Origin of the sequence: Pantoea sp. B_9 (assembly GCF_008632015.1) — a bacterium.
Classification (GTDB): Bacteria; Pseudomonadota; Gammaproteobacteria; order Enterobacterales; family Enterobacteriaceae; genus Pantoea; species Pantoea dispersa.
In genome coordinates, this window is record NZ_VWVL01000003.1 from 203100 (window position 1) to 218027 (window position 14928).

The window sequence follows — 14928 nt, forward strand, 5'->3', positions numbered from 1 at the left end:
GCCCTGGCAGAATGAGCCTGTGAATCACAGCAAAATAAAAAGTGAATCCAGCGATGACGCAATTCAGGGCTCAACAACTTCAGCGCGCGGCGGTGATCACGTCTGACGCGGCGGCAATCGATGCCGCCCGCCATCTAGCGGAACAGGCGAAAGCCGGGGCAGCCGAACGCGACCAACAGCGTATCTATCCGCGTGAACTGCTCGATCAGTTCACCCAGCTGGGGCTGGGCAGTATCAGCGTGCCGCGCCAGTTTGGCGGCGGCGGTTTGTCTTTTGCTACCGTGGCGGAGGTGTTCCGCCTGATCTCCGCCAGCGATCCGTCGCTTGGCCAGATTCCGCAAAACCACTTCGGGCTGATTCAGTTCATCCTGGGGGAAGGCAGCGCGCAACAGCAGCAGCGCCTGCTCAGCGCGGTGGTACAGGGCCAGCGGCTTGGCAACGGCGGTCCGGAAAAGAACAGCAAGCACACGCGTGATGTGCAGGCGCAGCTGGTGTCAGGCCCGGAGGGGTTACGGCTCAGCGGTGAAAAGTTCTATTCAACCGGTGCACTGTTTGCCGACATTCTGGTGACCACCGCGCAGCAGGAGGGCCAGCCGGTGATGGCGTTCATTCCGCTGCCGGCGGCAGGGGTGGAGATTATCGATGACTGGTCGGGTATCGGTCAGCGCACCACCGCCAGCGGCACGGTGAAGCTCCAGCAGGTGGCGGTCGATGCCGGTTTGACCATCGCGCTACCGTCGCCCGATAAGCCAACGCTGCGCGGTGCCGTATCGCAGCTGATCCAGGCCGCGATTGACGCCGGGATCGCCCAGGGCGCGCTGGATGAGGCGCTGGCGTTTATTCACAGCAGCTCGCGTCCGTGGGTGGACGCGGGCGTGAGCCGCAACGCAGACGATCCTTACATTCTCGCCGATGTCGGGCGTATCAGCACCGAACTGAGCGCCGCCAACGCGCTGCTGATGCGGGCGGCGCGCGTACTGGACAGCATTGACCCGCACGCGCTTACCGCTGCGCACTGCGCGCGCGCCTCCATCGCGGTTGCAGAAGCCAAAGTGCTGACCACTGAAATTGCGCTGAAAGCCAGCGAAAAGCTGCTGGAGTGGAGCGGCAGCCGCGGCACATTGCTGAAACACGGGCTGGATCGCCACTGGCGCAACGCGCGCACCCATACGCTGCACGATCCGGTGCGCTGGAAAACGCACGCCATCGGCAACTATTACCTCAATGATGTTCTGCCCGCGCGTCATGCGTGGATTTAAGGAGCGATGATGACGCAGGTTTTCGCTAAACAGCCGGCAGCACGCATCCGCAGTGCGCAGCAGGCCCTGCAGGTGGCAGAGGAGCTGGCTGGACGCTTTCGCAGCGGCGCAGCGCAGCGCGATCGGCAGCGTGAGCTGCCACATGCTGAACTTCAGCACTATTTCCAGTCCGGCCTGGGCGCCATTACCGTGCCGCGTGCGTGGGGCGGTATTGAGATTTCCAGCGCAGAACTGGCGCAGATTTTTGTCATGCTCAGCGCTGCCGATGCATCGATCGGTCAGGTGCCACAAAACCACTTCTACGCGCTGGAAGTGCTGCGCGTTAACGGCAGCGACGCCCAGCAGCAGCGGCTGTACAACGAAGTGCTGGCGGGCGTTCACTATGGCAACGCGCTGGCGGAGTTCGGCTCTGCGGCGGCGCATCAGCGCACCACCGCCTTCAGCCAGACCGCCAGCGGGCTGCGCCTCAACGGCGACAAATTTTACTGCACCGGGGCGCTGTTTGCCGACCGCATCCCGACGCTGGCCATCGCCGATGACGGCAAAGAACAGCTGGTGTTTGTACCGCGCCATCAGCCGGGCGTGACGGTGATTGATGACTGGAGCGGTTTCGGCCAGCGCACCACCGGCAGCGGCAGCGTGCAGTTTCGTGATGTGGCGATCGCGCCGGACGATGTGGTGCCGTTTCACAGCGCGTTTGAGCGGCCGACCACCGTCGGACCGTTTGCCCAGATTATGCATGCGGCTATCGACCAGGGCATTGCCCGCGCGGCCTTCAACGACATGCTGGCTTTTGTGCAGCAGCGCGCGCGGCCGTGGCCGGACAGCGGCGTCGAGCGAGCCTGTGACGATCCGCTGACGCTGGATCGCACCGGGCGGCTCGCCGCACGACTCAGCGCCGGTGATGCGTTGCTGGATGTCGCCGGGGAGGCGGTCGATATCGCCCAACGCAACCCGAGTGCTGAGCACGTCGCGCTGGCATCGGTTGAAGTGGCGAAAGCGCGTGCCTGGACCACTGAGGTGGCGCTGGAAGCCGGCAATCTGTTGTTTGAGCTGGGCGGATCGCGCGCCAGCCTGCGCGAGCACAACCTCGATCGCCACTGGCGCAACGCGCGTACCCACACGCTGCATGACCCGGTACGCTGGAAATATCCGGTCATCGGCAACTATCTGCTTAACGGCGTGCTGCCGCCGCGACGGGGAACGCTATGAGCCGCAAACAGATTCTGCTCAATGCTTTTAACATGAACTGCGTGGGGCATATTCACCATGGCATGTGGACCCATCCGCAGGACCGCTCAGTGGAGTTCAATTCGCTGGCGTACTGGCTGGATTTAGCGCGTCTGCTGGAGCGCGGCCTATTCGACGGACTGTTCATTGCCGATATTCTCGGCGTTTACGATGTGTATCAGCAGGGTATCGGCCTGACGGCGCGCGAGTCCATTCAGCTGCCGGTGAACGATCCGCTGATGCTGATTTCCGGCATGGCCAGCGTGACGCAGCATCTGGGCTTTGGCGTGACCGCCAATCTCAGCTACGAAGCCCCTTATCCTTTTGCCCGCCGCCTGTCGACGCTCGACCATCTGACCAATGGCCGCATCGGCTGGAACATCGTGACCGGCTATCTCGACAGCGCGGCGCGCGCCATGGGGCAGCAGCAACTGCTGGCGCACGATCGGCGCTACGACCAGGCCGATGAATTTCTCGATGTCACTTATCAGCTGTGGGAAGGCAGCTGGCAGGACGATGCGTTGCTGGCCGACAAACAGCGCCGGCTGTATGCCGACGCGCAGAAGATTCACGCGATCAATCATCAGGGCGAATTTTATCAGGTGCAGGGCTATCACCTGAGCAGCCCTTCGCCGCAGCGCACGCCGCTGCTGTTCCAGGCAGGCTCATCCGCGCGCGGCGTGGCATTTGCTGCGCGGCACGCCGAGTGCAGTTTCGTGAATGCCAGCTCGCCGGCGGCGCTGCGCGAGCAGGCGCAGCGTCTGCGCCACGCGGCGGTGGCGGCGGGTCGTCAGGCGGACGACTTACGCATCTTTATGGGTGTCAGCGTGATCGTCGCCGCCAGCGAACGCGAAGCGCAGGAGAAGCACCGCAGCTATCTGGAATACGCCAGTGCCGAAGCCGGCATTGCGCACTTTTCCAGCTCAATTGGCGTCGATCTCGCCGCGTTTGGCCTCGATGAACCGATTCACAGCGGCGACACGCGCGCCATTGAATCGGTGAGCAAAGCCTATAACGGCTGGACGCGCCGCCAGCTGCTGGAGCAGCATGCGCTCGGCAGCCGCTACCCGGTGATTGTCGGCAACCCGTCTCAGGTCGCCGACCAGTTGATCCGCTGGATTGATGAAGGTGACATCGACGGCTTCAATCTGACGCGCATCCTGAATCCGCAAAGCTACCGCGATTTTATTGAGCTGGTGGTGCCGGAACTTCAGCAGCGCGGCCGCTTTAAAACCGCCTATCAGTCGGGATCGCTCCGGCAAAAAATTTTTCAGCAGCAGGATCGTCTGCCCGCGCGCCACCCAGCCGCGCGCTGGCGGTCTGTGGCTGACGTTCGTTAATTTAACCTCAGGGAGTCAGGATGAAATTTGCCTCATTAGTGGCGCTGAGCGCCGCAATATTAACCGCCAGCGCGTTTGCCGCCGGTGACTACAGCGGCGCCCTCAAAGTCGGTACCACGGCGGCTTTCGCGCCGCCGCTGGAAACCGCCGTGGCTGAAGCGAAAAAGCAGGGACTGCAGGTGGAGCTGGTGGAGTTCACCGACTGGACTGCGCCGAACGTGAGCGTGGAAAATGGCGACATTGACGTCAACCTGTTCCAGCACAAGCCGTTTCTTGACAATGCCAACCGCGAGGGCGGTTTCCATCTGGTGCCGTATGCGCCCGCCATCATCAATAACATCGGGCTCTATTCGAAGAAGCACACAGCAATCGATCAGATTCCGGACGGCGGCACGGTGGCGATTGCCAATGACCCGATTAACGGTGCGCGCGGATTGCTGCTGTTGCAAAAAGCGCAGCTGATTACGTTAAAACCGGGCAGCGGGCTGAAATCCACCGTGGATGATATCGCCAGCAATCCCAAACACCTGAAAATCATCGAAGTGGAGGCAGTGCAGTTGTCGCGCTCGCTGGATGAGGTCGACCTGGCGCAGGGATATCCGCACTATCTGCGTTTGTCGAAGACCATCGACCCCAACAAGGCCCTGTTATTTGATGGCCTTGAGCATCCGGAATATGTGATTCAGTTCGTGATTCGCGACGGACATCAGGACGATCCGCGTCTCAAAAAGTTTGTTGATATCTATCAGCACTCGCCGGTGGTGCGCGCGAAGCTGGATGAGTTCTACGGCAAGCTGTATCAGCCGGGCTGGAGCCAGTAATCATGGTCAGCCTGACTCTTCCTGGCGAGCAGGCGGCGCTGCACACCACGACGCCGGTCGCGGGCCGTGCGCACGTGCAGATCCGCGGGCTGAGCAAACGCTATGACGGCCAGTCGCAGGATGCGCTGAAGCACATCGACCTGCAGGTTAAACGCGGCGAGATTTTTGGCATCATTGGCCGCAGCGGCGCGGGCAAATCGACGCTGATCCGCTGTCTGAACCGGCTGGAAAATCCGACGCAGGGTGCGGTGGTGATTGACGGTATTGATCTCAGTTCACTGAGCGCCAGCCAGCTGGTGCAGTGGCGGCGCCGCACCGGCATGATTTTCCAGCACTTCAATTTACTGTCTGCTAAAACGGTGCGGCAAAACATTGAGCTGCCGATGAAGGTGGCTGGCATACCGGCGGCGCAACGGCGGCAAAAAGTGGATGAGCTGCTGGCGCTGGTTGGGCTGGAAGCGCGCCAGCATGCCTGGCCGGCGCAACTCTCCGGCGGGCAGAAGCAGCGCGTCGGCATTGCGCGCGCGCTGGTGCACGATCCGGAACTGCTGCTGTGCGACGAGGCAACCTCGGCGCTGGATCCGGAAACCACGCGCGCCATCCTCGCGCTGCTGAAAAAAATCAATCAGCAGCGTCATATCACTATTGTGCTGATCACCCATGAGATGGACGTGGTGCACGACCTGTGTCACCAGGTGGCGGTGATCGATCAGGGTGAAATCATTGAGCGCGGTCCGGTGTGGCAGGTGTACAGCGATCCGCAGCATGAGACGACGCGGCAGTTGCTCAATCCGCAATTCGGCGCGCTGCCGGAGGCCATCCAGCCGCTGCTTACGCCGCAACGTCAGAACGTGGACTCGCGTTTGCTGGTGCGGCTGCGCTACAGCGGGCAGGGCGCGCAACCGGATCTGGCGGCGATCAGCGCACAGGTCAGCGGCGAGCTGACACTACTGTATAGTGCGGTTGAATGGGTCGATCGCAAACCCACCGGCCAGCTGTTGCTGCTGCTGGATGCCCGGCACGACGCGCCAGCAGCCCTTACCGCGCTTCATCCGCTGGCGGACCAACTGGAGGTTGCAGGTTATGTCACTGGCTATTGATCGTTTATGGCAGGGGTTGCTGGATACGCTGCTGATGGTCGGCGTGTCGTCGCTGCTGGCGCTGCTGATCGGTTTACCGATGGCGGTGATTCTGGTGGTAACCGGGCGCGGTGATCTGTTCCCCAATCCGCTGCTCAACCGGCTGCTGGGCTGGCTGGTGAACCTGTTCCGCTCGATTCCGTTTTTGATTCTGATGGTGGCGCTGATCCCGTTTACCCGCTGGATTGTCGGCACTACCTACGGCGTCTGGGCGGCCGTGGTGCCGCTGACGCTGGCGGCGACGCCGTTTTTTGCCCGCATCGCGGAGGTGAGTCTGCGCGAAGTGGATAAAGGGCTGACGGAAGCGGCGCAGGCGATGGGCTTTCAGCGCTGGCATATTGTCTGGCACGTGCTGCTGCCGGAAGCGCGGCCTGGCATCGTCAGCGGTTTTACCATTACGCTGGTGACGATGATTAATGCCTCGGCGATGGCTGGTGCGATCGGCGCCGGCGGGCTGGGCGATCTGGCTTATCGTTACGGCTACCAGCGTTTCGATATGCAGGTCATGCTCACGGTGATCGTGGTGCTGGTGGCACTGGTCACGCTGCTGCAGCTGTGTGGCGACCGGCTGTCGCGCCGGCTTAACCATCGCTAAAGGCGTTTTATCTGATCTGCAGGCCGTCAAGCGCCGCCAGCAGCGCGTCGACCTTCGGCAGTAGCTGTTTGCGCCGTGGCCAAATCACCGACAGCGGCAGACCGTCCGGCTGCTGCTGCGGCACAATCACTTCCAGCGCGCCGCTCGCCAGCGCGTCACGCACCAGCCAAGACGGCATTTGCGCCACCCCGAGGCCAGCGCACAGCGCCTGCATTTGTGCATCCACGTCGCCCAGCGCCATGCGAGACGGCACCTGACGCCAGTGCGGATGTCCATCCTCCGTGGTGAACAGCCACGGCTTGGTGCTGCCGTCAACGCGCTCGTACAGAATCGCCCGATGCCGCAGCAACTCACTCTCGCTGGTTGGTCTGCCTGCGCGCGCCAGATAGTCCGGCGCGGCGCAAAACACCATACGCTCGCGGCCCATCGCCCGGCAGCCGAGCGAGGCGGGCAGATCCGGCGAACCGCCGATGCGCACCGCGACATCAATGCCCTCATCAAACAGATCAATAAAGCGATCCGAGAAGGTCAGGCTGAGTTCCACATCCGGATGCTGCTGACAGAACGGAATCAGCAGCGGCATGACGCCGAGGCGGCCATAGGTATTCGGCACTGCCAGCCGCAATCGCCCGGAAGGAATGGTGCGCTGCGCCGCCAGTACCGCTTCGGCTTCCGCCAGTTCCTCCATAATGCGCAGGCAGGTCTGATAATAGGCGCTGCCGGCGTCGGTGAGCGTCAGGCTGCGCGTGGTGCGCTCCAGCAGGCGTGAGCCGAGCCGCGCTTCCAGCCGCGTCACGCTTTTGCTGATGGCGGAACCGGTCAGGTGCAGACGCTCAGCGGCAGCGGCAAAACTGCCGCTTTCGACACTGGCGACAAAAGGGACGATGTCTTTCAGACGCTGATCGTGCATGTATTAGTGAATCCAGTTCAGGAATGATGTGAATTAATGCCACGGCTAAGAATTTAATTCTCTATTACGCTAAGGATAACTGCAACAGAGGAGATTCGACATGCAAAAACAGGCGTTAATCGTGGGGATCAGCGGGGTTATCGGTCGTGCGCTGGCGGAAAGGCTGCAAAGCGAGGGCTGGCGGGTAACCGGTTTGTCGCGCGGACGCGGTGCCATTCCGGAAGGCTGCCGCAGTCTGACGGCCGATCTGACCGATGCAGAAGCGGTGCGCAATGCGCTGGCGCAGGAAAAACCGGATGCGCTGTTCTTTAGCGTCTGGTCACGCCAGGCGAATGAAAAAGAGAACATTCGCGTTAACGGCGGCATGGTGCATAACGTCATTGCCGCGCTCGGCGAGCGGCTGAACGGCGCACATGTGGCACTGGTGACCGGGCTGAAGCACTACCTCGGTCCGTTCGAAGCGTATGGCAAAGGTGCGGTGCCGGTGACGCCGTTCCGCGAAGAGCAGGGACGTCAGCCGGTCGATAACTTTTACTATGCGCAGGAAGACGAAGTGTTTGCCGGCGCAGAGCAATATGGCTACAGCTGGAGCGTGCACCGTCCGCACACCATCATCGGTTATGCATTGGGTAACGCCATGAACATGGGGCAGACGCTGGCCGTTTACGCCACGCTGTGCCGTGAAAAAGGCTGGCCGTTCATCTTTCCCGGCTCGCCGCAGCAGTGGAACGGTCTGGCCGATGTTACCGAAGCCGGTTTACTGGCGGAACAGCTGCTGTGGGCGACCCGTGCTGAAGGGGCTGCCAATCAGGATTTCAACGCGGTGAACGGCGATGTGTTCCGCTGGAACTGGCTGTGGCCGCGTCTGGCAGACTATTTCGGTATTGAAGCTGCAGACTATCCGGCGCAGATGATGCCGCTGGAAGGACGCATGCAGGAAGCCGCAGCGGCCTGGCGTGAGATCGCTGCGCGCTATCAGCTGCGTGAAGCAGACATCGATAAACTGGCGTCGTGGTGGCACACCGATGCGGATTTGGGACGGCCGATGGAGGCGTTTACCGATATGAGCAAGAGCCGTAAAGCCGGCTTTACCGGCTATCGCGCGACGCTGGATTCCTTCACCCAGCTGTTCGACCGACTGCGTGCGGAGCGCATCATTCCCTGATAGCGTTACTGGCCGGCGTCGTCAGGCGATCTGCACCCAGCGCCGGCCAAGCAATACGGTCAGCACGATGATGCTCACGATGGCCGCCAGGTGCTGCAGCAAATCCAGCGCATGCAGGTGCACCGGATGACAGAACGCCAGCAGGCTTACCGCCATGCAGGCGACGCCCAGGCCCGCCATGGCCAGACTGCGGGCCGGATAGAGTGTTCGTGTCCGGCGCAGACTGAAGATGGTCAGCAGCAGCATCGGCAGACTCACCACCAGCAGGAAAACAAAGCACGGCAGCGTGTCGTGCTGCTGCAGCGGCGTGGCCGTCTGCAGCAGACTGCTGGCGCTCAATCCCAGCCACAGCAGGCCCGGCGGCAACAGCAGCTTTGCGCTGATGCCGCGCCGGCCGGCAATGCTGAGTTCAAAGGCGCTGCGCATCGCCAGCAGCCCGAGGATAAACGCAAGCATCAGTTGCAGCGCGGCCTGCATCGCGCCGGTCTGCGACCAGTCGGTCAGAGTGCGCGGCACCAGCAAACTGGCCGCGATGCCGGCCGGTAGCGCCAGCGCCAGCCAGCCCAGCACGCGTTTTCCGGTCGCCGGCGGGCGTTTCACCGGGCGCAGATCGCGCCCCAGTTTTTCAATCAGCAAATGATGGTCAGTCATGGTTTGCTCCAAAGCGGCGCAGATTGATGAGCGCGCGGTGCAACAGCGATTTCACGGCCGACACGCTCAGATTATGGTGTGCCGCCGCCTCGTTCAGGCTCATTTCATGCAAATGAACATGCTCAACGATTTCACGCTGACGCAGCGGCAGCTGGCTGAGATAGCCCGCCAGCTCCTGTCGGGTGTCCAGCTGCTGCTGTTCTGCCGTGCTGGCGGGATCGGCGGCCTGAGCGTCGTCAAGCGTACAGTGATGCTGGCGGCCGCGGCGGCGCAGGGCATCAATCGCGCGTGCCGAGACTATCGCCGTCAGCCAGGGCAGAAAAGGGTAAGCGGGATCGTAGGTGTGGCGCACGCGATGCAGCGTGAGCAGCACATCCTGAATCACATCTTCCGTTAAGGCTTCATCGCTCAGCCTGCGCCGCACCTGCGCGCGTATCACCGGCACCAGCGCCCGCAGCAGCCGGGTATAGGCACACTGATCCCCGGCCTGCGCGCGTTCCATCAGTCCGGGCCAGTTTTCACGTGCGCTATCGCCTGTGTGCATACGCTGCCTTGTTGCCGTTACGTCTTCTTCGCTGCCGCCTGGTTTAACGCATCCACTACGATGCCGGGTGTCAGCACCTGCGGCAGTACTTTCGGTGATCCGCCATCAGCCGGATACACGAGATACATCGGTAAACCGCCCTGACCAAACTCACTCATCACGTCATCAACGTCCGGGTTAAATTTAGTCGAGTCTGCCACCATGTACAGCGTACCGGTTTTCGCCAGTGCGGTTTTCACCGCCTGGGTCGACAGCGAGGTCTTCTCGTTCACCTGGCAGGTGATGCACCATGATGCGGTAAAATCGACAAAAATCGCTTTGCCATGCCCGCGCTGAGCAGCCACCGCCTGCGGCGTCCACGTCTGTTTGCTGACCTGCGCCTGCATATCGCCTTGCTGCGCCGCGCCTGGCTTGATCAGCCCCGGCAGCGGCGCGATCACCGCAATCAGCAATATCGCCGTGACGCTGAACAGCGCTTTGTGCCCTTTTCCGGCAAAGCGGCGCTGCTGCGCCATGCCATACAGCCAGCCGGCAAACGCCAGCACCACCGAGGCGGCCAGCACAACAGCCAGCGCGCTGCTGCCCGCCTGCTGGGCCAGAATCCACACCAGCCAGGCCCAGGCACCGAGCATGGGAAAGGCCAGCCCGCGCTTGAGGATATCCATCCATACGCCAGGACGCGGTAAAAATCGTGCCAGCGGCGGGAACAGCGACAGCAGGGTAAAGGGCGCGGCGAAGCCGAGCGCCAGCGCAAAGAAAATAACCAGCGCAACCGCAGGGGGCTGCACCAGCGCGTAGCCGATGGCACTGGCCATAAAGGGTGCGGCACAGGGCGTGGCTACGATGATCGCCAGCGCACCGGTCAGCGCGGAACGCAAAAAAGCGCCGCGCTGGATGTCGATGGCCCCGACGCGCTGCACCGTTAGTCCCACCTCAAAGACGCCAAGCAGGTTAAGCGCGGCAGCCAGGATCACCAGCGACAGCAGGGCGATCACCAGCGGTGACTGTAGCTGAAAGCCCCAGCCGACCGCGGCGCCACCCGCGCGTGCGGCCAGCAGAATGCCAGCCAGCGCCATCATGGTCACCAGCACGCCGAGCAGGAATCCGAGGCCTTCCCGGCGCGCGCTGGCAGCCTGGCATTGATGGCGCAGCAGGCCAAGCGCTTTCAGCGAAATCACCGGAAAGACGCACGGCATGAGGTTGAGGATGATGCCGCCCAAAAAGGCGGCCAGCATCGCGGTTAACATGGCTGGCCTCTCACTTACTGCGCTTGCGGATGCGCAGCGTCATACTCTTTCACCGCCGCCAGCGCTTTTTCGATGTGGGTATCCGGGTTTCTGTCGGTGTAGCTCAGCAGAATATTGCCGTTGGGGGCAATCACATAAGAGGTGCGGTCAGACAGCGTTTTGCCTTTTATCTGCATCAGCGTTTTATATTCGGCGGCCACTTTGGCACCCGGATCGGCAGCCACGGCGAATTTGTCACGACACTCCAGCTTAGAAAAATCGCTGATCTGCTCGGTGTTACCGGCAGTGACGCCGATCACCGTGGCGCCCATTTTTTTGAAATCATCCGTGGCTTCAGCGAAGTCGTGCGCCTCAATGGTACAACCCGCGCTGAAGGCCGCCGGGAAGAAGTAGAGCACCACCGGCCCTTTTTGCAGCGCCTGCTGCAGCGAGAAGGTGAGCGGCTTACCGGCCAGCGCGCCCTGAAGTTCAAAGTCAGGTGCTTTGGCCCCGACGGGCAGCGCCGCGCCAGCAGCAAAGGCGGCGAGGCTCAGCGTGGTGCCGAGGGTGAGGGTAGCGATGAGATGCCTGATAGTTGTCATGATCTGCTCCTGCGGTGAAAGAGGTCCGGTTAGGGGTGTTCAGCCAGACAGTTCGCCGCAGTCGGTAAAAAGTTGCGCGGAGGGCAAAAAAAAGCAGGGCAGATCCCTTTTTCCCGTCTCGTTTATTTATTCTTTGCGTGAAATCCTTACAATAATCGCCTGATGTTTTTTTAGGTTTTAGATATGTCTTCAACCTCTTGCGATAAACAGAACAGTGAAACCCAGCAGCTGCTGGCCTCCCTTGAACAGCACATTGCCGAGCCGGCACCCCGGGTGCAGCCGGTGCCGGAAGATTTCTGGCAGCAACTGGAGACGCTGACCCACGGCGACGACACCTGACTCAGTTACGCGGCTGTATACCCTGGCACACCATGCTGAGGGTGTGCTGCAGAATCATTTCGGTATCAAAGCCCGGCTCGTGGGCAAAGCGGGTAAAGGGCACCAGTACCATGCTGAGAATTGAGGTCATCAGCACATCGACATTCAGCTGGTTATTCAGTAATCCCTGCTGCTGCCACTGAATCAGCAACGCGCGAATCCGTTCGCGTCCGGCATGACCGTGACGCTGTTTCAGCGTGCCGCCCAGCCCCTGACCACTGGCGACTTCCTGCAGCCACAGCGGTGCGAACCAGTCATGACTCAGCACGATATCCGCAAACTCTTTAATAAATCCGCTGATCGCAGCGACAGGTTCACTACTCTCTTCGACAAAATGCGCTTCCAGCCGTTGCCGTAACGGCACAAAGCGTTCCGCGACCACGGTATCCAGCAGTGACTCGCGCGACTGAAAATAGTAATTCAGCATGGCCGGGCTGACGCCAGCTTTACGGGCTATGGCGTTGAGCGAGGTTTCCGCGATGCCATTTTGCGCATACAGCGCGAGCGTGATGTCCAGCAGGTGCTCGCGCTGCTGGGCATTGATTGCGCCGCCGCGTGGACGGCCCGGCCGGCGGGGTTTATCAGAAGGCGCTGTCTCGCTCTCCATCACTTTTTGTGCGGTCATCTTTACGTACTCACGGGTTTCGTGTCAGACTTCGGTTAATATTAATTGTGCATTTAATTAATTTCAAACGGTGTCGTTATGAAACCTCAATCTATCACATCGCAGCGCGACAGCGGGGCAACCCGCCCGCCTTCCATTCGCCTGCTGATGGGCGCGCTGATGCTGGTGATGCTGCTGTCCGCGCTTGATCAGACTATCGTCTCGACCGCGCTGCCGACTATCGTCGGCGAACTGGGCGGGCTGGATCGCCTGTCGTGGATCGTCACTGCTTACATGCTGGCCTCAACCCTGGTCGTGCCGCTGTATGGCAAATTTGGCGATCTGTTTGGCCGCCGAACGGTGCTGCAAATCTCGGTGGTGCTGTTTTTGCTGGGCTCGGCGCTGTGCGGGCTGGCGCAAAACATGCCGCAGCTGATTTTTACCCGCGCACTGCAGGGACTGGGCGGCGGTGGATTGATGGTGGTGAGCATGGCGGCGGTCGCGGATGTCATTCCGCCCGCCGATCGCGGCCGGTACCAGGGCCTGTTTGGCGGCGTGTTTGGTCTGGCAACGGTGATTGGGCCGCTGCTGGGCGGTTTTATCGTGCAGCACATGTCATGGCGCTGGATTTTCTACATTAATCTGCCGCTCGGCCTGCTGGCGCTGCTGATCATTAATGCGGTGTTTAAAGCGGATAGCCGACGCAAACCTCATGAAATCGATTATCCGGGTGCGGTGTTTCTCAGCCTGGCGCTGGTGGGCGTGACGCTGTTTACCAGTGAAGGCGGCACGCTGCGCGAATGGTCAGATCCCCAGCTATGGTGCATTCTGGCCATGGGGCTGGTTGGCGTGTTGGGGTTTATCTATGAGGAGCGTCGCGCGTGGGAACCCATCATTCCGCTGGATCTGTTTCGCAATCGCAGTTTTTCCCTCGCCAGTCTGATGGCGTTTATTATCGGCATGGCGCTGTTTGGCAGCGTGACGTTTTTGCCGCTTTATTTGCAGGTAGTAAAAAACGCCACGCCCACCGAGGCCGGACTACAGCTGTTACCGCTGATGGGCGGGCTGCTGGTCACCTCAATCATTAGTGGTCGCATGATTAGCCGCAGCGGGAAATACCGTTTGTTCCCCATCGCCGGGACGCTACTGGCCACAACCGGGATGGCGCTGATGACTACGCTGACGCTGGATGCGCCGCTCTGGCACATTTATCTGTTCTCCAGCGTGCTCGGCATGGGAATGGGCATGACTATGCAGGTGCTGGTGCTGGCGGTGCAAAATGCGGTGACGCCCGATCGCATCGGCGTAGCGACCTCATCGGTTACGCTGTTTCGCTCGGTGGGCGGTTCGATCGGCGTTGCGCTGTTTGGCGCTGTGTTCAGTCACGTGCTGAAATCCGGAGCGACCCGACTGATAGAGCAGGGTAACGTGCTGCCGCCCTCGCTTGATCCGGTCGCCGTGAACCATTTGCCTGCAGCGCTGCGTCAGGCTTATTTGCTGGTGTTCAGTGATGCGGTGCATGCCGCATTTCAGATGGCCGCCGGCGTTATGCTGCTGGCGTTTATACTTTCGCTGTTGCTGCCGGAGTCGCCGCTGCGCGATAACGTGCGCAAATAAGCTTTCCGGTTATTTCGCAGCAGGTCAGTCGGACAGGCTGCGGAATAAAATTTAAACGCAATTTGCCGGATAAATATGCGTTGTCGGCGCAAAGCAGCAAAAGATATAGATTTTTATCCTAAATACATAGCGTTACCTTTCTGTAAACTTAGGTAAAAATAGTGAAGCCAGCGAGAATTCGGGCGGAGACGCTTTATTTCTGCAACTTCTTTACGGTATAAATCTGCTATCCCTGTTATCCACTGTGAAACGTCACCCTATGATTGCTACTGCGGCCCGCAACCTGATTGCCTGCCTGATGTTATTAACTCTGGCTGGCTGCTCGTCTCACTCCTCGCCAGCACCGGAGCAGGAAAGTGTTGATACCTCGCAGGACGGTGGTAAACAGCCCGATTTAATTCCGGTAATAGCCGCTTTGCACGATCAAATGCATTCGTGGGAAGGCACCAAATATCAGTGGGGCGGAACGCAATTATCCGGCGTTGACTGTTCCGGATTTGTCTGGCGCACCTTAAAAGATCGTTTCAATATTCCCATGGATCGCGTCACAACGCGTGAACTGATTGCCATGGGTAAGCCGGTCGATCAGGCGCATTTACAGCCTGGCGACTTAGTGTTCTTCCGCATTAAGCATGAGCTGCACGTCGGCTTTTACGACACCGATCGCCAGTTCCTGCATGCCTCAGTCAGCCAGGGCGTGATGCGCTCGTCACTGAATAATCCGTACTGGAAATCGGTATATTTAGAAGCCAGAAGACTCCCGCGCGAGCAAAATTCGCAGATCAGTTTCAATTATAAAAATAAAGTCTGAGGTCAGACATCCCTTCACAAAGCCGCGGCGCGACAT

General features: G+C 60.5%; 16 protein-coding genes. 10 read left to right on the plus strand and 6 right to left on the minus strand.

What is annotated here, in order from left to right:
• The first annotated feature begins 53 nt into the window (after positions 1-53).
• The 6 genes from F3I21_RS11175 to F3I21_RS11200 are packed head-to-tail and all read left to right on the plus strand — an operon-like array spanning position 54 to position 6384.
• Positions 54-1259 (plus strand): SfnB family sulfur acquisition oxidoreductase, encoded by a 1206-nt coding sequence (locus F3I21_RS11175; protein WP_150058918.1) that lies wholly within the window; start codon positions 54-56, stop codon positions 1257-1259.
• A 9-nt stretch (positions 1260-1268) separates the two neighbouring features.
• The gene (locus tag F3I21_RS11180; protein WP_150059105.1) at positions 1269-2471 is read left to right on the plus strand and encodes an SfnB family sulfur acquisition oxidoreductase; all 1203 of its coding nucleotides are present in this window, start codon (positions 1269-1271) and stop codon (positions 2469-2471) included.
• Entirely contained in the window at positions 2468-3829 is a 1362-nt protein-coding gene (locus F3I21_RS11185; protein ID WP_150058919.1) for an LLM class flavin-dependent oxidoreductase, read from the plus strand. The genes F3I21_RS11180 and F3I21_RS11185 overlap by 4 nt, the downstream gene beginning before the upstream one ends.
• A 20-nt stretch (positions 3830-3849) precedes the next feature.
• Positions 3850-4650 carry a MetQ/NlpA family ABC transporter substrate-binding protein gene (locus tag F3I21_RS11190; RefSeq protein WP_021508960.1) on the plus strand — a complete coding sequence of 267 codons (801 nt, stop codon included), beginning with the start codon at positions 3850-3852 and terminating at the stop codon, positions 4648-4650.
• A 2-nt stretch (positions 4651-4652) separates the two neighbouring features.
• Positions 4653-5750 (plus strand): methionine ABC transporter ATP-binding protein, encoded by a 1098-nt coding sequence (locus F3I21_RS11195; RefSeq protein WP_150058920.1) that lies wholly within the window; start codon positions 4653-4655, stop codon positions 5748-5750.
• Complete coding sequence (locus F3I21_RS11200; protein WP_021508962.1) at positions 5734-6384, plus strand: methionine ABC transporter permease; 651 nt, start codon at positions 5734-5736, stop codon at positions 6382-6384. Before F3I21_RS11195 ends, F3I21_RS11200 begins: the two co-directional genes overlap by 17 nt.
• Before the next feature lie 7 nt (positions 6385-6391).
• On the opposite strand, the gene F3I21_RS11205 is transcribed toward F3I21_RS11200, so the two are convergent.
• Entirely contained in the window at positions 6392-7294 is a 903-nt protein-coding gene (locus F3I21_RS11205; RefSeq protein ID WP_021508963.1) for a LysR family transcriptional regulator, read from the minus strand.
• Between the two features lie 100 nt (positions 7295-7394).
• Here F3I21_RS11205 and F3I21_RS11210 point away from each other — a divergent pair, with 100 nt between their 5' ends.
• Positions 7395-8459 carry an SDR family oxidoreductase gene (locus F3I21_RS11210; RefSeq protein WP_150058921.1) on the plus strand — a complete coding sequence of 355 codons (1065 nt, stop codon included), beginning with the start codon at positions 7395-7397 and terminating at the stop codon, positions 8457-8459.
• A 21-nt stretch (positions 8460-8480) separates the two neighbouring features.
• Here the strand turns inward: F3I21_RS11210 and F3I21_RS11215 are convergent, their stop codons facing one another.
• The 4 genes from F3I21_RS11215 to F3I21_RS11230 are packed head-to-tail and all read right to left on the minus strand — an operon-like array spanning position 8481 to position 11482.
• Positions 8481-9110 (minus strand): NrsF family protein, encoded by a 630-nt coding sequence (locus F3I21_RS11215; RefSeq protein ID WP_150058922.1) that lies wholly within the window; start codon positions 9108-9110, stop codon positions 8481-8483.
• Positions 9103-9654, minus strand: coding sequence for a sigma-70 family RNA polymerase sigma factor (locus tag F3I21_RS11220; protein ID WP_088517367.1), 552 nt, complete (start codon positions 9652-9654; stop codon positions 9103-9105). The genes F3I21_RS11215 and F3I21_RS11220 overlap by 8 nt, the downstream gene beginning before the upstream one ends.
• 17 nt (positions 9655-9671) lie before the next feature.
• Positions 9672-10901 (minus strand): protein-disulfide reductase DsbD, encoded by a 1230-nt coding sequence (locus F3I21_RS11225; protein WP_150058923.1) that lies wholly within the window; start codon positions 10899-10901, stop codon positions 9672-9674.
• A gap of 14 nt (positions 10902-10915) precedes the next feature.
• The gene (locus tag F3I21_RS11230) at positions 10916-11482 is read right to left on the minus strand and encodes a peroxiredoxin (protein ID WP_125310836.1); all 567 of its coding nucleotides are present in this window, start codon (positions 11480-11482) and stop codon (positions 10916-10918) included.
• 183 nt (positions 11483-11665) lie between these two features.
• Between F3I21_RS11230 and F3I21_RS23220 the strand changes: the two genes are divergently transcribed.
• Positions 11666-11821, plus strand: a complete 156-nt coding sequence (locus F3I21_RS23220; protein WP_190286088.1) for a hypothetical protein — start codon at positions 11666-11668, stop codon at positions 11819-11821.
• Position 11822: 1 nt separating this feature from the next.
• On the opposite strand, the gene F3I21_RS11235 is transcribed toward F3I21_RS23220, so the two are convergent.
• Complete coding sequence (locus F3I21_RS11235) at positions 11823-12485, minus strand: TetR/AcrR family transcriptional regulator (RefSeq protein WP_150058924.1); 663 nt, start codon at positions 12483-12485, stop codon at positions 11823-11825.
• Between the two features lie 78 nt (positions 12486-12563).
• Here F3I21_RS11235 and F3I21_RS11240 point away from each other — a divergent pair, with 78 nt between their 5' ends.
• On the plus strand, positions 12564-14081 hold the full coding sequence (locus tag F3I21_RS11240) for an MDR family MFS transporter (RefSeq protein ID WP_104093380.1): 1518 nt from the start codon (positions 12564-12566) through the stop codon (positions 14079-14081).
• A 259-nt stretch (positions 14082-14340) separates the two neighbouring features.
• The gene (locus F3I21_RS11245; RefSeq protein WP_021508972.1) at positions 14341-14892 is read left to right on the plus strand and encodes a C40 family peptidase; all 552 of its coding nucleotides are present in this window, start codon (positions 14341-14343) and stop codon (positions 14890-14892) included.
• The last annotated feature ends 36 nt before the right edge of the window (positions 14893-14928 follow it).

Excerpts from the sequence above, each read along its gene's own strand:
- F3I21_RS11235 (WP_150058924.1), bottom strand. The coding sequence starts at position 12,485 with ATGACCGCACAAAAAGTGATGGAGAGCGAGACAGCGCCTTCTGATAAA.
- F3I21_RS11190 (WP_021508960.1), top strand. The coding sequence starts at position 3,850 with ATGAAATTTGCCTCATTAGTGGCGCTGAGCGCCGCAATATTAACCGCC.
- F3I21_RS11195 (WP_150058920.1), top strand. The coding sequence starts at position 4,653 with ATGGTCAGCCTGACTCTTCCTGGCGAGCAGGCGGCGCTGCACACCACG.
- F3I21_RS11225 (WP_150058923.1), bottom strand. The coding sequence starts at position 10,901 with ATGTTAACCGCGATGCTGGCCGCCTTTTTGGGCGGCATCATCCTCAAC.
- F3I21_RS11175 (WP_150058918.1), top strand. The coding sequence starts at position 54 with ATGACGCAATTCAGGGCTCAACAACTTCAGCGCGCGGCGGTGATCACG.
- F3I21_RS11200 (WP_021508962.1), top strand. The coding sequence starts at position 5,734 with ATGTCACTGGCTATTGATCGTTTATGGCAGGGGTTGCTGGATACGCTG.
- F3I21_RS11230 (WP_125310836.1), bottom strand. The coding sequence starts at position 11,482 with ATGACAACTATCAGGCATCTCATCGCTACCCTCACCCTCGGCACCACG.
- F3I21_RS11215 (WP_150058922.1), bottom strand. The coding sequence starts at position 9,110 with ATGACTGACCATCATTTGCTGATTGAAAAACTGGGGCGCGATCTGCGC.
- F3I21_RS23220 (WP_190286088.1), top strand. The coding sequence starts at position 11,666 with ATGTCTTCAACCTCTTGCGATAAACAGAACAGTGAAACCCAGCAGCTG.
- F3I21_RS11240 (WP_104093380.1), top strand. The coding sequence starts at position 12,564 with ATGAAACCTCAATCTATCACATCGCAGCGCGACAGCGGGGCAACCCGC.
- F3I21_RS11205 (WP_021508963.1), bottom strand. The coding sequence starts at position 7,294 with ATGCACGATCAGCGTCTGAAAGACATCGTCCCTTTTGTCGCCAGTGTC.
- F3I21_RS11245 (WP_021508972.1), top strand. The coding sequence starts at position 14,341 with ATGATTGCTACTGCGGCCCGCAACCTGATTGCCTGCCTGATGTTATTA.
- F3I21_RS11180 (WP_150059105.1), top strand. The coding sequence starts at position 1,269 with ATGACGCAGGTTTTCGCTAAACAGCCGGCAGCACGCATCCGCAGTGCG.
- F3I21_RS11185 (WP_150058919.1), top strand. The coding sequence starts at position 2,468 with ATGAGCCGCAAACAGATTCTGCTCAATGCTTTTAACATGAACTGCGTG.
- F3I21_RS11220 (WP_088517367.1), bottom strand. The coding sequence starts at position 9,654 with ATGCACACAGGCGATAGCGCACGTGAAAACTGGCCCGGACTGATGGAA.
- F3I21_RS11210 (WP_150058921.1), top strand. The coding sequence starts at position 7,395 with ATGCAAAAACAGGCGTTAATCGTGGGGATCAGCGGGGTTATCGGTCGT.